Source organism: Methylobacterium sp. Leaf87 (assembly GCF_001422775.1).
In the GTDB taxonomy this organism is placed as follows: domain Bacteria; phylum Pseudomonadota; class Alphaproteobacteria; order Rhizobiales; family Beijerinckiaceae; genus Methylobacterium.
In genome coordinates this window covers 17096-34199 of record NZ_LMMI01000011.1, presented here as the reverse complement: position 1 = coordinate 34199, position 17104 = coordinate 17096, and the positions used below count along the sequence as shown (strand labels likewise).

The 17104-nt window shown below is 69.1% G+C and carries 15 protein-coding genes and 1 pseudogene; 6 read left to right on the top strand and 10 right to left on the bottom strand.

The window, feature by feature from the left end; all coding sequences use genetic code 11:
* Positions 1-2 precede the first annotated feature (2 nt).
* The 5 genes and pseudogenes from ASF22_RS07780 to rpsT all read right to left on the bottom strand — a co-directional run bounded on the left by ASF22_RS07780 (position 3) and on the right by rpsT (position 5441).
* Positions 3-602, bottom strand: a pseudogene (locus ASF22_RS07780) (LysE family translocator).
* 14 nt (positions 603-616) lie between these two features.
* Positions 617-1783, bottom strand: coding sequence for a DNA replication/repair protein RecF (gene recF, locus ASF22_RS07775; protein WP_056263192.1), 1167 nt, complete (start codon positions 1781-1783; stop codon positions 617-619).
* 23 nt (positions 1784-1806) lie between these two features.
* Positions 1807-2928, bottom strand: a complete 1122-nt coding sequence (dnaN, locus tag ASF22_RS07770; protein WP_056175554.1) for a DNA polymerase III subunit beta — start codon at positions 2926-2928, stop codon at positions 1807-1809.
* Between the two features lie 213 nt (positions 2929-3141).
* Positions 3142-4644 carry a chromosomal replication initiator protein DnaA gene (gene dnaA, locus ASF22_RS07765; protein ID WP_056263189.1) on the bottom strand — a complete coding sequence of 501 codons (1503 nt, stop codon included), beginning with the start codon at positions 4642-4644 and terminating at the stop codon, positions 3142-3144.
* 530 nt (positions 4645-5174) lie between these two features.
* Positions 5175-5441 (bottom strand): 30S ribosomal protein S20, encoded by a 267-nt coding sequence (rpsT, locus tag ASF22_RS07760; RefSeq protein ID WP_056095665.1) that lies wholly within the window; start codon positions 5439-5441, stop codon positions 5175-5177.
* Between the two features lie 275 nt (positions 5442-5716).
* On the opposite strand from rpsT, the gene speB reads away from it, so the two are divergent.
* The 3 genes from speB (at position 5717) to ASF22_RS07745 (ending at position 7846) form a co-directional block, all read left to right on the top strand.
* Positions 5717-6706 carry an agmatinase gene (gene speB / locus ASF22_RS07755; RefSeq protein ID WP_056263147.1) on the top strand — a complete coding sequence of 330 codons (990 nt, stop codon included), beginning with the start codon at positions 5717-5719 and terminating at the stop codon, positions 6704-6706.
* A gap of 69 nt (positions 6707-6775) precedes the next feature.
* Positions 6776-7417 (top strand): glutathione S-transferase, encoded by a 642-nt coding sequence (locus ASF22_RS07750; protein ID WP_056263145.1) that lies wholly within the window; start codon positions 6776-6778, stop codon positions 7415-7417.
* A gap of 27 nt (positions 7418-7444) precedes the next feature.
* Positions 7445-7846 carry a VOC family protein gene (locus ASF22_RS07745; protein ID WP_056263142.1) on the top strand — a complete coding sequence of 134 codons (402 nt, stop codon included), beginning with the start codon at positions 7445-7447 and terminating at the stop codon, positions 7844-7846.
* A 5-nt stretch (positions 7847-7851) separates the two neighbouring features.
* On the opposite strand, the gene ASF22_RS07740 is transcribed toward ASF22_RS07745, so the two are convergent.
* The 4 genes from ASF22_RS07740 to ASF22_RS07725 form a co-directional block, all read right to left on the bottom strand.
* Entirely contained in the window at positions 7852-8151 is a 300-nt protein-coding gene (locus ASF22_RS07740) for a hypothetical protein (protein ID WP_056263138.1), read from the bottom strand.
* 263 nt (positions 8152-8414) lie between these two features.
* Positions 8415-9701, bottom strand: coding sequence for a bifunctional phosphopantothenoylcysteine decarboxylase/phosphopantothenate--cysteine ligase CoaBC (gene coaBC, locus ASF22_RS07735; RefSeq protein ID WP_056263137.1), 1287 nt, complete (start codon positions 9699-9701; stop codon positions 8415-8417).
* Between the two features lie 76 nt (positions 9702-9777).
* The gene (locus ASF22_RS07730; RefSeq protein WP_056263134.1) at positions 9778-10311 is read right to left on the bottom strand and encodes an ankyrin repeat domain-containing protein; all 534 of its coding nucleotides are present in this window, start codon (positions 10309-10311) and stop codon (positions 9778-9780) included.
* Between the two features lie 81 nt (positions 10312-10392).
* Positions 10393-11451: an SDR family oxidoreductase gene (locus tag ASF22_RS07725; protein WP_056263131.1), complete on the bottom strand. Its 1059-nt coding sequence runs from the start codon at positions 11449-11451 to the stop codon at positions 10393-10395.
* A 173-nt stretch (positions 11452-11624) separates the two neighbouring features.
* Between ASF22_RS07725 and uvrB the strand changes: the two genes are divergently transcribed.
* From uvrB to ASF22_RS07710, 3 genes are all read left to right on the top strand, one after another.
* Complete coding sequence (gene uvrB / locus ASF22_RS07720) at positions 11625-14357, top strand: excinuclease ABC subunit UvrB (protein ID WP_056263129.1); 2733 nt, start codon at positions 11625-11627, stop codon at positions 14355-14357.
* Positions 14358-14563: 206 nt separating this feature from the next.
* A complete protein-coding gene (locus tag ASF22_RS07715) occupies positions 14564-14815 on the top strand; it encodes a hypothetical protein (RefSeq protein ID WP_056263186.1) in 252 nt (83 codons plus the stop codon).
* Between the two features lie 34 nt (positions 14816-14849).
* Positions 14850-15602, top strand: a complete 753-nt coding sequence (locus ASF22_RS07710; protein ID WP_056263125.1) for a YidB family protein — start codon at positions 14850-14852, stop codon at positions 15600-15602.
* Between the two features lie 37 nt (positions 15603-15639).
* Here ASF22_RS07710 and ASF22_RS07705 read toward each other — a convergent pair whose 3' ends face one another.
* Positions 15640-17064 carry a sensor domain-containing diguanylate cyclase gene (locus tag ASF22_RS07705; protein ID WP_082483576.1) on the bottom strand — a complete coding sequence of 475 codons (1425 nt, stop codon included), beginning with the start codon at positions 17062-17064 and terminating at the stop codon, positions 15640-15642.
* Between the last annotated feature and the right edge of the window lie 40 nt (positions 17065-17104).

Here is a 17104-nt window from a genome sequence, read left to right as displayed (position 1 = left end):
GCTCACCGCGTGGCGATGGCGACCGCCGCGCCCGCCATCACCGTGCCGGCGCTGCGGTTGATCGCACGCCGCGCGCGAATCGAGGTGAAGACCCGCCGGGCGCGGTCGGCGGCCCCGGCATAGGCGCACAAGACAGCGCTCAAGACGACGACGATCGTGGCGCCGATCTCGGCGAAGCCGAGGAGGGTCAGGCGATCGAGATCAACCACACCTGGCAGAAGCGCAAGGAAGAACAGGATCACCTTTGGGTTGCCGAGGGTGAGGACGAGGCCGCCGAAGAACAGGCGTATCCGGCCGTCTGCGTCCACGCGCTCGGTCTCGATGGGCTCCAAGGGCGCGGTCCAGGCTTTTCAGGCGAGAACCGCGAGATAGACGGCACCGGCGTACTTCAGGACGACGAACGCGACGGCCAGGGACCGTGCGAGGAGGGCCATACCGGCCGCCGCCACGCCGAACCAGACGAGGTCGCCCACGACGAAGCCGGCGATGAAGGCCCCGATGCCGACCGGCCCGCGCGCCAGCACTCCCGCCACCAGGGCGGCGATGCCAGGACCGGGAGAGGCCACCGCAACGGCGAAGAGGAGGAGATTCGCGATCGACATGGCCCACCGGCGCCTCAAGGCACGGCGACGCGCCCGTCGACGATTCTCACCAGATCCGCCCGTCCGTCGAGTTCGGCAAACAGGGCCGGATCGGCCCCCGTCATCCAGACCTGACCGGACAGGGCTTCGAGGGCGTCGAACAGGCCGGCGCGGCGGCGCGGGTCGAGATGGGCGGCGACCTCGTCCAGCAGGACCAGGGGGGCGATCCCGCACATGGCCTGGACCAGGCGAGCATGGGCCAGAACGAGCCCGATGAGCAGGGCCTTCTGCTCGCCCGTGGAGGCGGTGGCGGCGGGCACGTCCTTGGGACCGTGGCGCACCACGAGATCGCTGGTCTGCGGTCCGCTGAGCGTACGGCCGGCCGCGCGGTCGCGGGCGCGGCCCTGGCGCAGGGCCATACGGAACCGGTCTTCGGCCTCCAGCGCCGGCCAGACGGCGACGAGATCATCGAGGTCGCCTTCGAGGCGGAGCGCCGCCCAGGGGAAGGGCTGGGCATCGTCGCGCCCCTCCGCGATGAGCCGGTCGAGGCGCTCCGTAGTCTCGCGCCGGGCGAGCGCCACGGCAACCCCGAGTTCGGCGACCTCGCGCTCGATGGCGTCCAGCCATTGCCCGTCGTTGGGACGCTCCTCCAACAACCGGTTGCGCGAGCGCAACGCCCGCTCCAACGCGTTGACCCGGGCACCGTGGGTGGCATCGACGGCAAGCACCAGCCGGTCGAGGAAGCGGCGGCGGTCACCCGCCGCCCCTCGGAACAATCCGTCGAAATCCGGGGTAAGCCAGACCACGCGAAGGAACTCGGAGAACGCCACGGGGGAAGGCGCCGTCGCGCCGTCGATCCGGCACAGGCGCGCGGCGCGCCCGTCGAGGCCGGGCGGTTCGTAGCCGGTGCCGACCCGGTGCTCGCCTTCGCCCGCCGCCAGGGTCATCGACACGGCGAAGCCGCCCGGTCCGCCGATGCGGGCCATGCCCGCGAGATCGGCCCGGCGCAGGCCGCGCCCCGGCGAGAACAGGGATACGGCTTCCAATAGGTTGGTCTTGCCGGCCCCGTTCTCGCCGACCAGCGCGACGAAGCGGCGGCTCACCTCGAGATCGACGTCGGCGTGATTGCGGAAGTCGCGGCAGATCAGGCGGGTCAGGCGAAGCCTGCGACCCGCCGAGGCATCCTCGGGTGCATGCGCGATGAGATTGGACGAAGCGGTCGCGATCACACCCGCATCGGCATCAGCACGTAAAGCGCGGACGCGCCCTCGCGGTCCTGGATCAGGGTCGGCGAGCCCGGGTCGGCGAGCTTGAACAGGGCGGTGTCGCCCTCGAGCTGAGCCGTGATGTCGAGGAGGTAGCGGGCGTTGAAGCCGATATCGAGGGCAGCGGCCTCGTAATCGACGTCGAGCTCCTCGGTGGCACTGCCGGAATCCGGATTGTTCACGGAAAGTGCGAGACGCCCTTCCTGCACGGCGAGCTTCACCGCGCGGCCGCGCTCCGACGAGATGGTCGAGACACGATCGACCGCCCGGGCGAACTGGTCACGCTCGACGGTAAGGCGCTTGTCGTTTCCGGAGGGGATGACGCGCTGGTAATCCGGGAATGTACCGTCGATGAGCTTGGAGATCAGCACCACGCCACTGGCGAACTTGAATCGGATCTTGGCCGAGGACAGGTCGATCTCCACGCCCTCGCCCCCATCCTCCACGAGCTTGATGATCTCAGCGACCGCCTTGCGGGGCACGATGATGCCCGGCATGTCGCGGCTTCCGTCCGGCGCCTCGATCTCGACCCGAGCGAGGCGGTGTCCGTCGGTGGCGACGGCCCGCATCTTCAGCGAACCCTCGGACTCGATGGTGTGGAGGTAGATGCCGTTGAGATAGTACCGCGTCTCCTCCGTGGAGATGGCGAACTGCGTCTTCTCGATGAGGCGCTTGAGGTCGGCCGCCGCCAGGGTGAAGCGGTTCGGCAGCTCGCCGGCGGCGAGGTCGGGGAAATCGCCTTCCGGCAGGGCGCCGAGCGAGAACCGCGAGCGGCCCGAGCGGATGGTCATCTGCCCCGTCTCGCCGCTGGTCTCCAGGGAGACCTGGGCGCCGTCGGGCAGCTTGCGTACGATGTCGTAGATGACGTGCGCCGGCACGGTGGTGGCGCCCGCATCGGCCACATCGGCCGGGATGGTCTCCGTGACCTCGATGTCGAGGTCCGTGGCGCGCAGCTCCAGGCCCGCAGGGCCGCCGCGCAGGAGCACGTTCGACAGGATCGGGATGGTGTTGCGGCGCTCGACCACGCGGTGCACGTGGCCGAGCGAACGAAGGAGGGCCGCGCGCTCGACAGTGACTCTCATCGACAAAACTCGTGGTCTGAAGGTGGACGTCGCTTGAGCCGGCGCGGCGGCGCGCCTCGGCATTCCGCGTGGAAAGGCACCGTGGAACGGCACCAAAACCCGGCACCGTGGCCGATGAACTTGGCGAAGCCCATCGGCGAACGCAAGTGCGAGAGGGCGGCTATCCCGGCTTCGATCCGCGGCGGAGCCGAAAGCTCCGCCGCGCGACGCGCCTCAATCCTGCAGCATGCGCTTCAGGAGTTCGACCTCGTCGTTGAGCACATTGTCCTCGCCGATGAGCTTGTCGATCTTGCGCACGGCGTGGAGCACGGTGGTGTGGTCGCGACCGCCGAAGCGCCGGCCGATCTCGGGGAGGGAGCGCAGGGTCAGCACCTTCGACAGGTACATCGCGATCTGGCGCGGCTTGACCACGGCGGCCGTGCGTCGCTCGGACAGGATGTCGGAGCGCGAGACGTTGTAGCGCGAGGCCACCAGCTTCTGGATGTCCTCGATCTTGATGCGCTTGGGCTCGCGGTTCTTCACCAGATCGCGGATCGCGGCCTCGGCGGTCTCCATGGTCACCGCCGCCCCCGTGAGGGTGGCATGGGCGAGCAGCCGATTCACGGCACCCTCGAGATCGCGCCCGTTGGCGGTGATCGCCCGGGCGACGTAGGTGGCGACCGTGGGCGAGACCTCGAAGCTCGGATGCGAGACCTGCACGGCGGCGAGCCGCGCCGAGAGGATCGAGGTGCGCAACTGCTCGTCGAGGGTGCCGATCTCGACCACGAGGCCGCCGGCGAGGCGCGAGCGGACCCGCTCTTCCAGGGCTTCGAGTTCGGTGGGCGGCCGGTCGGAGGCGACGACGACCTGGCGGCCGGCATCGATGAGGGCGTTGATGGTGTGGCCGAACTCGGCCTGGATCGACTTGCCCTGGATGAACTGCACGTCGTCGAGAATGAGGAGATCGATGGCGCGCAGGCGCTCCTTGAAGGCTAGGGCGTTCTGGGTCTTCAGGGCGTTGACGAAGCCGTACATGAAGCGGTCGGCGGTGAGGTAGATCACCCGGCGGCCGGAATCGCGGGCGGCGTGGCCGATGGCGTGCAGCAGGTGGGTCTTGCCCAGGCCGACCCCGGCATGGAGGTAGAGCGGGTTGTAGAGCGCGCCCTGGCCGTCGTGGCGGGCGACGCGCTCGCCGGCCGCATGGGCGAGGGCGTTGGAGCGGCCGACGACGAAGCTCGCGAAGGTGAGGCGGTTGTCGAGGGGCGCGCCGTTGAGGTCGCCGGAGCCACCCTCGGCGCGGACCGGGGCGGAAACTTCCGAATCGGCTTCGCCCGGGGCGTGCATTCCGGAGCCGGCGGCCTGGAGACGAGCCAGGGGGCTTGGCGCCATCGCGGGCTTCGGAGCACTCGCGGCGGCGGCCGGACGGGCGGCGGGACCGCGCACTGAGACGTCGATGCGCGAGACCTCCTCCACCTCGCTGCGGAAGGTGTTCAGGACGCGGTCGATGTAGTGCGACTCGATCCAGCTCTTGAGGAAGCGGGTGGGCACCGTGAGGCGGGCCGTGGCGCCTGAGACTTCGAGCAGTTCGAGCCGGGCGAACCAGCTCGCGAACACGTCCTCGCCCAGTTCCGCCCGCAAGCGGCGCTTCACCCGAGCCCAGGCGGCCACCGGATCGGTCCCACCCACGCCGCTCATGCCCGTCTCGGGGTTGCCGGACACGCTACCGTCGACATGCATCATCGCTCTCCTCGCGCCGAGGACGGAGAGCCGCCGCCGGAACGTACGCACACTTGACTGACGTCGCGTCCCGCAAGCCATTCGCGGGACCCTGGTGTTCGCGCCGGTGTCAATGGACCCACGGCACTTTTTGTCGATGAAAACAGCCTATCAACAATAAGCTACGGTTCTCCTAACAACGGGACTAATGGGGATAGCCAAATTTGCGCGAATTGCGACGAGGGCTTGGCGGGGTGAGTCGAGCCGGAGCCCCGACCTTGTGAACGGTTCATCCTCGACTCGGAGATGCACGGCTTTTGTGGCGTCTTCTCAAGCGATCGTTAAGTTACACTTGGCCTGCGCACGCCACAACATGGGAGATTCGGCAATATCGTTAACGAGACACTGCAGGTGGACGCATGTCGCGGTGTCACGACGGGATGGCGCATGGTCCGGGCTGGCCACCGGCGGCGCGAGAAGGGCAGCCGAAAACGAAGAAAGCCCGGCATCGCTGCCGGGCTTTCTTCGCAATGGGTCCTGAGGACGGAGGGTTAGGCGGCGAGCGCCTTGACCCGTGCCGCGAGGCGCGAGACCTTCCGGGACGCGTTGTTCTTGTGCACGATGCCGTGCTGAGCGGCCCGCATGATCTCGGGCTCGGCTTCCCGCAGGGCGGTCAGCGCGCTGGTCTGGTCGCCACCGGCAATGGCCTCTTCGACCTTGCGGACGAAGGTGCGCATACGGCTGCGGCGCGAGCGGTTCACAGCGGTCCGCTTCGCGATCTTGCGGGTCATTTTCTTGGCCGACACGGTGTTGGCCATGGGGCATCCTCATCACGTTTGAGGCGATCCCGACGGGCCCGCAGGCCGGAGTGTCGTATGATCGCGTGCAGGTTGTTCGGGCAATGGCGAAGCCGACGGACGGGGAAGACCGCGACCGTCGGCAATCCGCGCTCTATAGCCACGCACCGCCGATCCGTCAACGCGACGGTTTTCGCAGCCACGGGGGCCGCGGGGCGATCATGCGCTTGATCGAAGCGCCATCCCGGCGAAAGGATGCCCTAACGATCGCTTTGGCAGACGCACGTGGAGGAACGATGACCGAAGACCCGGATGCGGGACGGATCGCGCGCCATCGTCCGCCCTCGGGCATGGCGAGCCCGCGCTTCTCGGGTGTCGCGAGCTTCATGCGCCTTCCGATCCTCGCCCCCGCCGAGGCCCCGGGCCGCATCGATATCGGCCTCGTCGGCATCCCGTTCGACGGGGCCACCACCAACCGGCCGGGTGCACGCCTCGGGCCGCGCGGCATACGCGAGGCTTCCACCGGCACCCGTGCGCGCAATGCGGCCACCGGGATCGCGCCCTACGATCTCGCCGCTTGCGCCGATCTCGGCGACGTCTGCGTCAACCCCATCGACGTCGCTGCGACCGCGGCACGGATCGAAGCGTTCTACGCGCCGCTGGCGGCCGCCGGCATCGTTCCCCTGTCCGTCGGCGGCGACCATTTCGTGACCTATCCGGTCCTGCGGGCGCTCGGCCGCGACCGGCCCCTCGGCCTCGTCCATATCGATGCCCACAGCGACACCGACGACGGCCAGTACGACGGCAGCCGGCTCACCCACGGCACGCCGTTCCGCCGGGCCATCGAGGACGGCGTCCTCGATCCTGGGCGCATGATCCAGATCGGCCTGCGCGGCAGCGTCGACGCCGCCGACGAACTCGACTGGGCGCGGGCGCAGGGCGTGCGGATCGTCCCCATGGACGAGGTCGCGATGCGGGGCCTGCCCGCGGTGGCGGCGGAGGCTCGCGCCGTGATCGGTGCCGGGCCGGCCTATCTCAGCTTCGACATCGATGCCCTCGATCCGGCCTACGCCCCCGGCACCGGCACGCCGGAAATGGGGGGCTTCACCAGTCGGGAGGCGCTGTTCCTCGTGCGGGCCTTGAGCGGCCTCGACTTCGTCGGTGCCGATCTCGTCGAGGTCGCCCCGCCCCTCGACCCGTCCGGCATCACGGCGCTGGCCGGCGCCACCCTGGCCTTCGAGATCCTGTGCCTCCTGGCCCAGGCCGTCGCGGCGCGCCGCAACTAGCGCGCTCCGGTTGACGCTGGCCCGCCCGGCGCAGACCCTGCGGTCGACGATTCGCGAAAGGCATTCTGCTTGGCATCCGAGATCACGCTCTACCATGCGCCCAACACCCGCTCGACGGGGGTGCGGATTCTCCTGGAGGAGCTCGGCGCGCCGCATCGGCTTCAGGTGATGAACATGAAGGCCGGCGAGCACCGCGCCGCGGCGTACCTTGCCATTAACCCCATGGGGAAGGTCCCGGCCCTGACCCACGGCGACGCCCTCGTGACCGAGCAGGCGGCGATCTACCTCTACCTCGCCGACCTGTTCCCCGGGGTGGGCCTCGCCCCGGCTCCCGACGATCCCCTGCGCGGGCCGTACCTGCGCTGGATGGTCTATTACGGGTCGAGCTTCGAGCCGGCGGTCATCGACCGGGCGCTCCAGCGCGAAGCGGGTCCGCGCGCCATGTCGGCCTACGGCGACTTCGACACGGTGCTGGCGACCCTGCTGGGGGCTCTCTCCAGGGGACCCTACATCCTCGGCGAGCGCTTCACCGCCGCCGATGTCCTGTGGGGCACGGCGCTTGGCTGGACCACGAGTTTCAAGCTCGTTCCCGAGGAACCGGCGATCATGGCCTACATCGCCCGCGTCAACGGGCGGCCCGCCGCCGTCAAGATCGCGGCGGAGGAGGCCGATCTGGCGGCCCGGCACGAAGCCGCCCAGGCACAGGCCTGACAGCATTCAACCACGGGGAGACGAAACATGCGGATGATTTTCGTGAACCTCCCCGTGAAGGACCTCACGGTCTCACGGGCGTTCTTCGGCACCCTCGGGTTCGGCTTCGACCCGAACTTCTCCAACGACGAGGCCGCCTGCATGATCGTGGCGGAGAACATCTTTGTCATGCTGATGGTGGAGGGCCGGTTCCGGGATTTCATCACCGGGCCGATCAGCGACGCGAACACCGCCACGGAGGTGCTGACCTGCGTCTCGGCGGAGTCCCGCGAGGCGGTGGACACGATGCTGGCCCAGGCCCTGGCCGCCGGAGGCCGGCCGTGGAAGCCCGTGATGGATCACGACTTCATGTATGCCTGTAGCTTCCAGGACCCGGACGGCCATGTCTGGGAGGCCGTCCACATGGACCCCGCCGCCTCAGACGGCTGAGGTCGTCAACCTGGGGGAAGGGCGGGCACGGTGCGCGACACGACCTCGGCGGCGGGCTTCTGCGTCCCAAGGTCGACCGGCCCAAAGGTGGCAAACAGGTGCATGCCGACCACGGGCGCGAAAACGAGGCTCATCATCACCGCCATGATGAGGGCGACGTTGGCATCGCGCTTTTTCTTCGGGGGCGATTTCGGCGCGGCCTTGCGGGTGGACCGCGATCGTACGGCGCGGAGGCGAACGTCGCTCAGGGGAATGAGGTTCGTACGAAAAGCGGCCGGAAAGGCAGAAAGCTTCAAGACGGTCATGGGCTCACCTCGTTCGACCGGTCACCGGGGGTCGATCGCGGGCGAGCCCGATCAGCGATCAGGCGTGACGCACGCGGACGGCCGAAGGCGGCACGGTCCATCGACTACTGTCGCTGGGCATTGGGTCAGTCAGATCCTATGGAGCCGCACGACCGGCACGAGGCGGAATCGGAGGCGACGCCGAAATGATGCCGGGAGACGGGTTAGTCAAGCGTTAACGCGCCAATACGCGCACGGGGTCCGCAGGTTTTTGCCGCACCGCGTCACGCCGGCAGCAACGCGGCGAAGCGGGCCACGAGGCGGCGCCCGACCTCATCCTTGTCGAGGGTCGGCCAGGTCTCGACGGAGCCGTCGCGTCCAACGAGGTGGACGGTGTTGTTCAGCCCACCCATGACGCCCCCGGCGGCCGAAACGTCGTTGGCGACGAGTAGATCGCAGCCCTTGCGGGCGATCTTCCGCTGCGCGTTGGCGAGCACGTCGTCGGTCTCGGCGGCGAAGCCCACCACGAGAGCCGGGCGCCCGCTCGCCCGGCCCGCGATGGTGGCGAGAATGTCGGGGTTCTCCACGAGGAGGAGGGGGGGCGGCTCGCTCCCGTCCTTCTTGATCTTGCGCGTGCCGGCCTCCGCCGGGCGCCAGTCGCCGACGGCGGCCGTGAACACCGCGATGTCCGCCGGCAAGGCCGCCTCCACGGCCGCCAGCATGGCCCGCGCGGTCTCGACGGGAACCACACGCACGCCATCCGGATCGGGAATCGCGACCGGGCCAGAGATCAGGGTGACGTCGGCTCCCGCCGCCGCAGCCGCGGCCGCAATAGCGTGTCCCTGGCGGCCGGACGAGCGGTTGGCGAGGTAGCGCACGGGATCGATGGGCTCGTGGGTCGGCCCCGAGGTCACGAGGACGCGCCGTCCCGCGAGAGGACCGGCCGGTGCGCGCCCGGACACGGTCCGTCCGGCAAGGAAACCGAACCCGCCAGGTCGCTCGCCCTCGGCCAGCATCGCCTCCACGGCGGCGGCGATCTCCGTCGGTTCGGCGAGGCGCCCGGGCCCGAACTCGGCCTCCGCCATGGCGCCGTCATTGGGCCCGACCACGCGCACGCCGTCGCCCATGAGCGTCGCAAGGTTGCGCCGTGTCGCCGGGTGCTGCCACATCCGCACGTTCATGGCCGGGGCGATGAGGATCGGCAGGGTGGTGGCGAGCAGCACCGTGGCGGCCAGATCCGAGGCTTCGCCGGTTGCCATCCTGGCCATCAGGCTCGCGGTGGCGGGCGCGACCACGATGGCGTCGGCGTCGCGCGCAAGCTTGATGTGGCCGATATCGGCCTCCTCCGCCCGGTCGAACAGGTCCGTATGCGCGCGCTCGCCAGCGAGCGCGGCGGCGGCCAGCGGCGTCACGAATTCCTGCGCGCCCTTGGTGAGGAGGGGACGCACCTGGGCCCCACGCTCGCGCAGGCGGCGGATAAGGTCGAGGGACTTGTAGGCCGCGATGCCGCCGCCGATCACGAGGAGGATGCGGCGGTTCTCGAGCGAACGGGGCTTGGAAGCGGTGGTCATGGGACACTCATGGGCCGGGCGCGGGCCGGAGCCCGATGCGCTCCATACACCCGAACCGCCCCGGACGCAGGCTACCTCAGGCCGGGGGCCTCGACGCCTGCGCGAGACGGGCGGGGGCCTGGGTCGCCCCCATGGACTGGGCCATCTCGGCGGCGGTGAGCCCGGCCCCGTCGCGCCGGTCCGGGTCGGCGCCATGGGCTAAGAGCAGGTCGATGATCGCGACGCGGTCGAACATCGCGGCCGTCATCAGGGCCGTGCGGGTACCGTCGCCGGTGCCGTCCACGAGGGCACCGTGTGCGAGGAGCAGTTCGGTCATGGCGATATCGCCCTTGAACGCGGCCCCGGCCAGGGGCGTCTGGCCCCGGTCGTTGGCGAGTTCCGGGTCGCCGCCATGTTCGAGGATCGCCTGCGCAGCCTCGGCCTGGCCGTTATAGGCGGCGAGCATGAGCAGGCTGTCGCCTTTGTCGTTGCGCAGGTTCGCCGGCATGCCCTGACCGAACAACTCGGCGAGTTCCCGGGCATGGCCCAGACGGGCGAACTGAAACACCTTCCCGGCGAAGGCGAGGGTGGCGTCGTCGAGTTCGGGCTTTGCGGGGGTCTGAGGCTGCATCGGGGTCCGTCCGGTCTCGTGTCCAGCGTGATCTGGGTCCCGAGCCCCGGCCTGTCCAGCCGGGGACGGTGTTCCGGTCACCTACGGGATCACCCGCTCGGCCCGGAGCCGCGAGAACAGGTCGAAGAAGGCGTCGTCGCTGGGCTGGTAGTCGAGGAAGCCGAGGCGGCGGCTGCGGCTCATGTCGGTGACGACCTCGATGGGCCGGCCAAGGTCGGCATCCGTGTGCCAGGGCGAGGCGAGGCGGTCGAGATCCGGCTCGACGAGCCCGTGCCGGGCAGCAAGTTCGCGCCACAGGGGGGCCGCACCCGACATCTGCTGCTCAAGGGGCATCGCCTCGCCGGAATAGGGCGCCGGCTGAACGCCGAACCACTCCGCGATGCGGCTCCACATCCACGACCACCGGAAGACATCGCCGTCGACGACGTTGAATGCCGTGTCGGCGGCAGCCCGGGTGGTCGAGGCCCAAGCGAGGTGGCGGGCAAGCAGGCGCGCATCGGTCACGTCGGTGAGCCCGTTCCATTGCTGGGCCGAGCCCGGAAACACGAACGGCCGTCCGGTCTCACGGCACAGGGTGGCGTAGCAGGCCAGCGTCACGCCCATGTTCATGGCGTTGCCCAGCGCATAGCCGATGATGGTGTGCGGCCGGTGCACGCTCCAGGTGAAGCCACGCCGGGCAGCGGCGGCAAAGACTTCGTCTTCTTGCACATAGTAGAAATTCTCGACGGGCAGGCGATCCTGATCCTCGCGGAACGGGGTCTGGGGCAGGGTGCCCTTTCCGTAGTCCTCGAACGGGCCGAGATAGTGCTTCAACCCCGTCACCAGGGCGACGTGGGCCAGAGGTGCGTGGTCGAGGGCGCCGAGAAGGTTGCGGACCATGGCGCCGTTGACCCGGCAATTCTCGGCTTCGGTCTCCTGCCGCATCCAGGTGGTGATGAAGACGTGGGTCGGGCGTATCTCGGCCAGGGCCGCTCTCAAGGCGTCCGGATCGGTGAGGTCGGCCGCGACCGGGGTGACGCCTGGGCTCTGCACGGGCCGGCGGGCAAGGCCGTGAACGTCCCAGCCGGTTTCGACGAGGTGGCGGGCGAGGTTGTTGCCGACGATGCCGCTGACACCGGCGATGAGGGCCGTTCCGGTCATGAACTCACTGCTCCATGGCCGTGAAGGCGGCCCGCCGGATCAACGGTTTCGACGGCGGGCCGTTCGCCCGCGCACGTGAGCCATGTGCGCGTTGCAGGGGCGAACGCTGCGGTGGAGATGCCATCGGGGCGCGAACCCTTCCCGGCCCCCGTCGAAAGGCCCATATCTCATCCATGGCCGCCCCGAACAAACCGCGCTCCTCCACCGTCACGGGTTCCCCCCCCAAAAGCTCACGATCCAGGGGCTCCCCGAAGGCGTCGAAACCCGAGCTTCAGCCCCTCGACGAGCATCTCGCCGCCCTGCTGAGCCCGGCCCTGAACCGTAATCGCCTGCCGGTTGTGGAGAACACCGCGCCGCCCGCCCCCGCCCGGCCTGGCCGCCCGAAGAAAGCGATCGCGAAACCCGCATCCGCGAAGGGGTTCGGCGAGGCGCCCCAGGCGGCCTTCACGCATGAGGCGGCCGAGGTCGATCCCCGCCTCGCCCAGGCTCTGGGCCTGACCCCGCCGGAGGACGGCCCGGCTCCGGAGGGACTGGCCGACGATGGCGACACGTCGCTCGCCACCGACGGCGTCTCGGCCACGGTGGACGCCCTGTCGCGCCTCCTCACCGAGGGCAACCCCCTATTCAAGGACGGCAAGAACTGGGCGCCGCACCGACCGGAACGGCCGAAGAAATCCGAGGGCGGCGTGCCATTCCGCCTCCAGTCCGAGTTCGAGCCGGCGGGCGACCAGCCCCGGGCCATCGCCGAGCTCGTGGACGGGGTCAAGAAGGCGGAGCGCGATCAGGTGCTGCTCGGCGTCACCGGCTCGGGTAAGACCTTCACCATGGCCAAGGTCATCGAGGCGACGCAGCGTCCGGCCCTGATCCTCGCCCCGAACAAGACTCTGGCGGCGCAGCTCTACGGCGAGTTCAAGAGCTTTTTCCCCGACAACGCGGTGGAGTATTTCGTTTCGTACTACGACTACTACCAGCCCGAAGCCTACGTGCCGCGCTCGGACACCTTCATCGAGAAGGAATCGTCGATCAACGAGCAGATCGACCGCATGCGCCACGCCGCCACCCGCGCCCTGCTGGAGCGCGACGACGTGATCCTCGTCGCCTCCGTCTCGTGCATCTACGGCATCGGTTCGGTGGAGACCTACACCGCCATGTCGTTCACGGTGTCGCTGGAGGAGAAGATCGAGCAGCGCCAGCTCGTAGCCGACCTCGTAGCGCTCCAATACAAGCGCATCCAGTCGGATTTCGCCCGCGGCACCTTCCGGGTGCGCGGCGACGTCATCGAGTTGTGGCCCGCCCACCTGGACGATCGCGGCTGGCGCATCGGCCTGTTCGGCGACGAGGTCGAGTCGATCACCGAGTTCGACCCGCTCACGGGCAAGAAGATCAACGACCTCAAATTCGTGAAGGTCTACGCCAACTCCCACTACGTCACGCCGCGCCCGACCCTCCAGCAGGCGGTGAAGGGCATCAAGACCGAGCTGAAGCTGCGGGTGGACGAGTTGACGAAGATGGGCCGCCTCATCGAGGCCCAGCGCATCGAACAGCGCTGCACCTTCGACATCGAGATGATCGAGGCCACGGGCGCCTGCAACGGCATCGAGAACTATTCCCGCTACCTGACGGGACGCAAGCCCGGCGAGCCGCCCCCGACCCTGTTCGAGTACCTGCCCGACAACGCCCTCGTCTTCACCGACGAGAGTCACGTCACGGTTCCGCAGATCGGCGGCATGTACAAGGGCGACTTCCGCCGCAAGGCGACGCTGGCCGAATACGGCTTCCGCCTGCCGTCCTGTCTCGACAACCGCCCGCTGCGGTTCGAGGAATGGGACGCCATGCGGCCGCAATCGATCCACGTCTCGGCGACTCCGGCGAAGTGGGAGATGGAGCAGACCGGCGGCGTCTTCGCCGAGCAGGTCATCCGCCCCACCGGCCTGGTCGATCCGGTCATCGAGATCAGGCCCGCCCGCAGCCAAGTGGACGATCTGCTGGGCGAGGTCCGCGAAGTCGCACAGGCCGGCTACCGGACGCTCGTGACCACGCTGACCAAGCGCATGGCCGAGGATCTCACCGAATATCTGCACGAGAACTCCGTGCGCGTGCGCTACATGCACTCGGACATCGACACACTGGAGCGTATCGAGATCATTCGCGACCTGCGCCTCGGCGCCTTCGATGTCCTCATCGGCATCAACCTCCTGCGCGAGGGCCTCGACATCCCCGAATGCGCCCTGGTCGCGATCCTCGACGCCGACAAGGAGGGCTTCCTGCGATCGGAGACCTCGCTCGTCCAGACCATCGGACGCGCGGCCCGCAACGCGGAGGCGCGCTGCATCCTCTACGCCGACAACATCACCGGCTCCATGGAGCGGGCGATGGCCGAGACCGAGCGGCGCCGGACGAAGCAGCTCGCCTACAACGTCGAGCACGGCATTACGCCCCAGAGCGTGAAGCGCGGCATCTCCGACATCCTCTCGAGCGTGTTCGAGGGCGACCATGTCCAGGTCGATACGGGGCTCGCCAAGAACGCCGCCACCATCGGCCACAACTTCAAGGCGGTGATGGCCGACCTCGAGAAGCGCATGCGCACGGCCGCCGCCGACCTCGACTTCGAGGAGGCCGCGCGCCTGCGCGACGAGCTCAAGCGCCTCCAGGCGACGGAGCTCCTCGTCTCCGACGATCCGATGGCGCGCCAGGGCGACGTCGAACGCGAGGCGGGACGCTACGGCGCGAAGCAGAGCCGCATCTCGAAGCCAACTCTCGACAACATGGGGCCGGGCACCGACCGCGAACTGCCCGTAGGCACCGCCCCGCCGCAATGGCAGGAGCGTCCCAAGGCTCGCTCGACGCAGGGGCTCGGTGGGCAGAAGCCGAAATACAAGGGTGGGGGCGGGCGCAAGAAGGGCTGAAGCGGGGGAGGGGAACCAGCCCGGCCCGGCCGGGCTTGGTGCAGCAGATGGCGCCCCCGCGCAGGCGCCGAGCCCGTCCTCCCACGGAGATCGTCTTGATCATGACCACCACCTCCGCCCGCCGGCGCCATGCCCTGCGGCCCCGCGCCGGCATCGCGGCGACCGGCCTGTTCGTTGCCGGCCTCGCCGTGTCGGCCGCCTTCGGCATGCTCATCACGCCCCTCGGCGGCCAGTCCGCCGTGGCACAGTCGCTCGCCAACCCCAACGATCAGCCCACTCCCGCTACGCTGCCGTCACGCGATGCCCGCGCGGCGGAGCGGCCCACCGGACAGGTCTCGCCGCCGAAGGCCATCGACCACTCGGCCGCGGTCGTCGGATCGAGCGGAAAGCGGACCAATCCCCTCGATCACTTGCCCGACCGGGACCGCGCCGCCACCGGCGGCAGCCAACAACGGTAGGCCGACACGTCCACGCAGCACGGGAGAAACGATCATGGGCCTCCTCGATCAAGTCATTGGCGGCGTTCTCGGACAGGTTCTGGGCGGCGGCAGACCCGAACAGGGCCGCGGGCAGGGCGGCGGAGCCGGTGGCGGCATGGGCAATCTCTCGCCCATCGTCCAGGCCCTCCTGATGCTCCTGATGTCCAAGGGCGCCGGGAGCCTCGGCGATCTTCTGGGCGGCGGCGGCCGCCCCCACCGTGATGATTCCCAAGGCGGGCATGGGTCGGGCGGGCAGGCCCCCGGCGGCTACGACGAGGGTGATCTCGGCGGCTTCGCGCACGATCGCGGACGAGAGTATGACCGGGGGGGCGGTGCCGAGCCGCGCGGCCGCCAGGAGGGTGATTTCAGCGATCTCTCGGGGATGCTCGATGGACCGGGGGAGCGGGGTACGGCAGATGGCGGCGGTGGAACGACCGAGCGCGATCCGGGTGCCGGCCCCTACGCCCGGCTCGACCGCGAGCCTGGTGACGGTGAGACCGGCCTCGACGGACTGATCGACCGGTTCCAGCGCGGTGGTCTCGGAGATATGATCGAATCCTGGATCGGCTCCGGTGAGAACCGTCCGGTCCAGCCCCGACAACTCGCCGACGCCCTCGGTCCCGACACCGTCGATGCCCTCGAGCAGCGCACCGGCCTGCAACGCGACGATCTCCTGTCGCAGCTGGCGCAAGCTTTGCCGCAGGTGATCGATCGTCTGACGCCGCAGGGCCGGCGCCCAACGGGCGAGGATACCCGAGGGTGGTAGCGGCATCCGGCGCCCATCGGGCGCCGGCGAGACACCCCTATCCGGCCGCGCGCGTCCTGATCGCGCGGTCGAAACGCATCCCCGGCTCGTAGCACCGGAAAGTGTTCCGGCCGGCTGCCTTTGCACGATACAGGGCGAGGTCCGCGTGCCGGCACAGGGTGTCTGCGTCTCCGCCATCCTGCGGAGCCCGGGCGATTCCGACGCTGGCCCCCACGATCACTCGTTCGCCGTCGAGGTCGATCGGTTGGCGAATGGCCTCGATGAGCCGCTGAGCGAGTTGCTGCGGATCCTCGGGCCTGTCCGTACCGGCCTGAATCACGGTGAACTCGTCACCGCCGACCCGCGCCACGGTATCCGACTGCCGGACGAGCCCCTTCAGACGATCGGCGACCCGGCACAGGAGCCGGTCCCCGGCTTGGTGGCCAAGACCATCGTTGACCGCCTTGAAGCGGTCGAGGTCCAGATACAGCACGGAAAACCCATCCTTCCCCCGTCGATTCGCTGTGAATGCCTCGATCAGGCGCTCCCGGAACAGGGTCCGATTGGCGAGATCCGTGAGGGCGTCGTGCCGGGCCATGTGACCGATACGGCGGGCCGCTTCCTCGCGTTCGGAGATATCACGTACGGCCGCGACGTATCCGGTCGGGTGCCCATCCGTGGCATCGCGGGTGAGATTGAAGGTCACCTCGACCCAGACCCAGGACCCGTCCTTGCGGCGGTAGCGCTGGCGGGTCACCGCACGGGCGGTCCGTCCCTCCCCGAGGGTGGTCAGGACGCGTGCGTAGGCCTCGGCATCGTCGGGATGGATCTGGTCCATCGGCATCGTTCCGACGAGTTCGTCGGGATCGTAGCCCAGCAGGGTCCGGGACGCCGGGGAGACGTAGTGGCGGCGGGTGTCGAGCCCCGAGCGGACGATCATGTCGGACGTGTTCTCGGCAAGCAGCCGGTAATGCGCCTCGCTCTCGCGCAGTCGCGCTTCGGTCCGGTGCAGGGTCAGTTGCGCCGCGACCACAGCGGCGAGATCGGTTAGTTGCGCCTCCTCCACGGCGGAGAACCCGCGCGGAACGGTCCCGAGGACGCAGACGGTACCGATGCGGATGCCGGGCGCCAGAATGATCGGGGCCCCGGCATAGAAGCGGATCTGCGGCCCACCGGTGACCAGGGGGCTGCCGGAAAAGCGTGGGTCCTTCGTCGCATCCTCGACCACCAGCACGTCGTCCGTCAGGATCGTGTAGGTGCAAAACGAATCCTGCCGGGGACTACCTTCCCCGCCGACGCCGCACTTCGCCTTGAACCATTGCCGATCCGCTTCGACGAGGGTGACGGTGGCCATCGGCAGGCCGAACAAGGCGCAGGCTGTGCGGCAGACGGCATCGAAGCGCACCTCGGGCGGCGTGTCGAGAATGGCAAGTTCGTGCAAGGCGGCGAGCCGCTCCGCTTCATTGCCGGGACGTGGGTACATGCGTGCTCCGAAGCCCTCGGTGTCTTAGGCGACTGGTCGG

Bases quoted from the DNA above. Each gene is read 5' to 3' on its own strand.
- ASF22_RS07710 (WP_056263125.1), top strand. From the start codon at position 14,850: ATGGGCCTCCTCGATCAAGTCATTGGCGGCGTTCTCGGACAGGTTCTG.
- uvrB (WP_056263129.1), top strand. From the start codon at position 11,625: ATGGCCGCCCCGAACAAACCGCGCTCCTCCACCGTCACGGGTTCCCCC.
- ASF22_RS07725 (WP_056263131.1), bottom strand. From the start codon at position 11,451: ATGACCGGAACGGCCCTCATCGCCGGTGTCAGCGGCATCGTCGGCAAC.
- speB (WP_056263147.1), top strand. From the start codon at position 5,717: ATGACCGAAGACCCGGATGCGGGACGGATCGCGCGCCATCGTCCGCCC.
- dnaN (WP_056175554.1), bottom strand. From the start codon at position 2,928: ATGAGAGTCACTGTCGAGCGCGCGGCCCTCCTTCGTTCGCTCGGCCAC.
- dnaA (WP_056263189.1), bottom strand. From the start codon at position 4,644: ATGCATGTCGACGGTAGCGTGTCCGGCAACCCCGAGACGGGCATGAGC.
- ASF22_RS07705 (WP_082483576.1), bottom strand. From the start codon at position 17,064: ATGTACCCACGTCCCGGCAATGAAGCGGAGCGGCTCGCCGCCTTGCAC.
- ASF22_RS07715 (WP_056263186.1), top strand. From the start codon at position 14,564: ATGCTCATCACGCCCCTCGGCGGCCAGTCCGCCGTGGCACAGTCGCTC.
- rpsT (WP_056095665.1), bottom strand. From the start codon at position 5,441: ATGGCCAACACCGTGTCGGCCAAGAAAATGACCCGCAAGATCGCGAAG.
- ASF22_RS07740 (WP_056263138.1), bottom strand. From the start codon at position 8,151: ATGACCGTCTTGAAGCTTTCTGCCTTTCCGGCCGCTTTTCGTACGAAC.
- ASF22_RS07730 (WP_056263134.1), bottom strand. From the start codon at position 10,311: ATGCAGCCTCAGACCCCCGCAAAGCCCGAACTCGACGACGCCACCCTC.
- ASF22_RS07745 (WP_056263142.1), top strand. From the start codon at position 7,445: ATGCGGATGATTTTCGTGAACCTCCCCGTGAAGGACCTCACGGTCTCA.
- coaBC (WP_056263137.1), bottom strand. From the start codon at position 9,701: ATGACCACCGCTTCCAAGCCCCGTTCGCTCGAGAACCGCCGCATCCTC.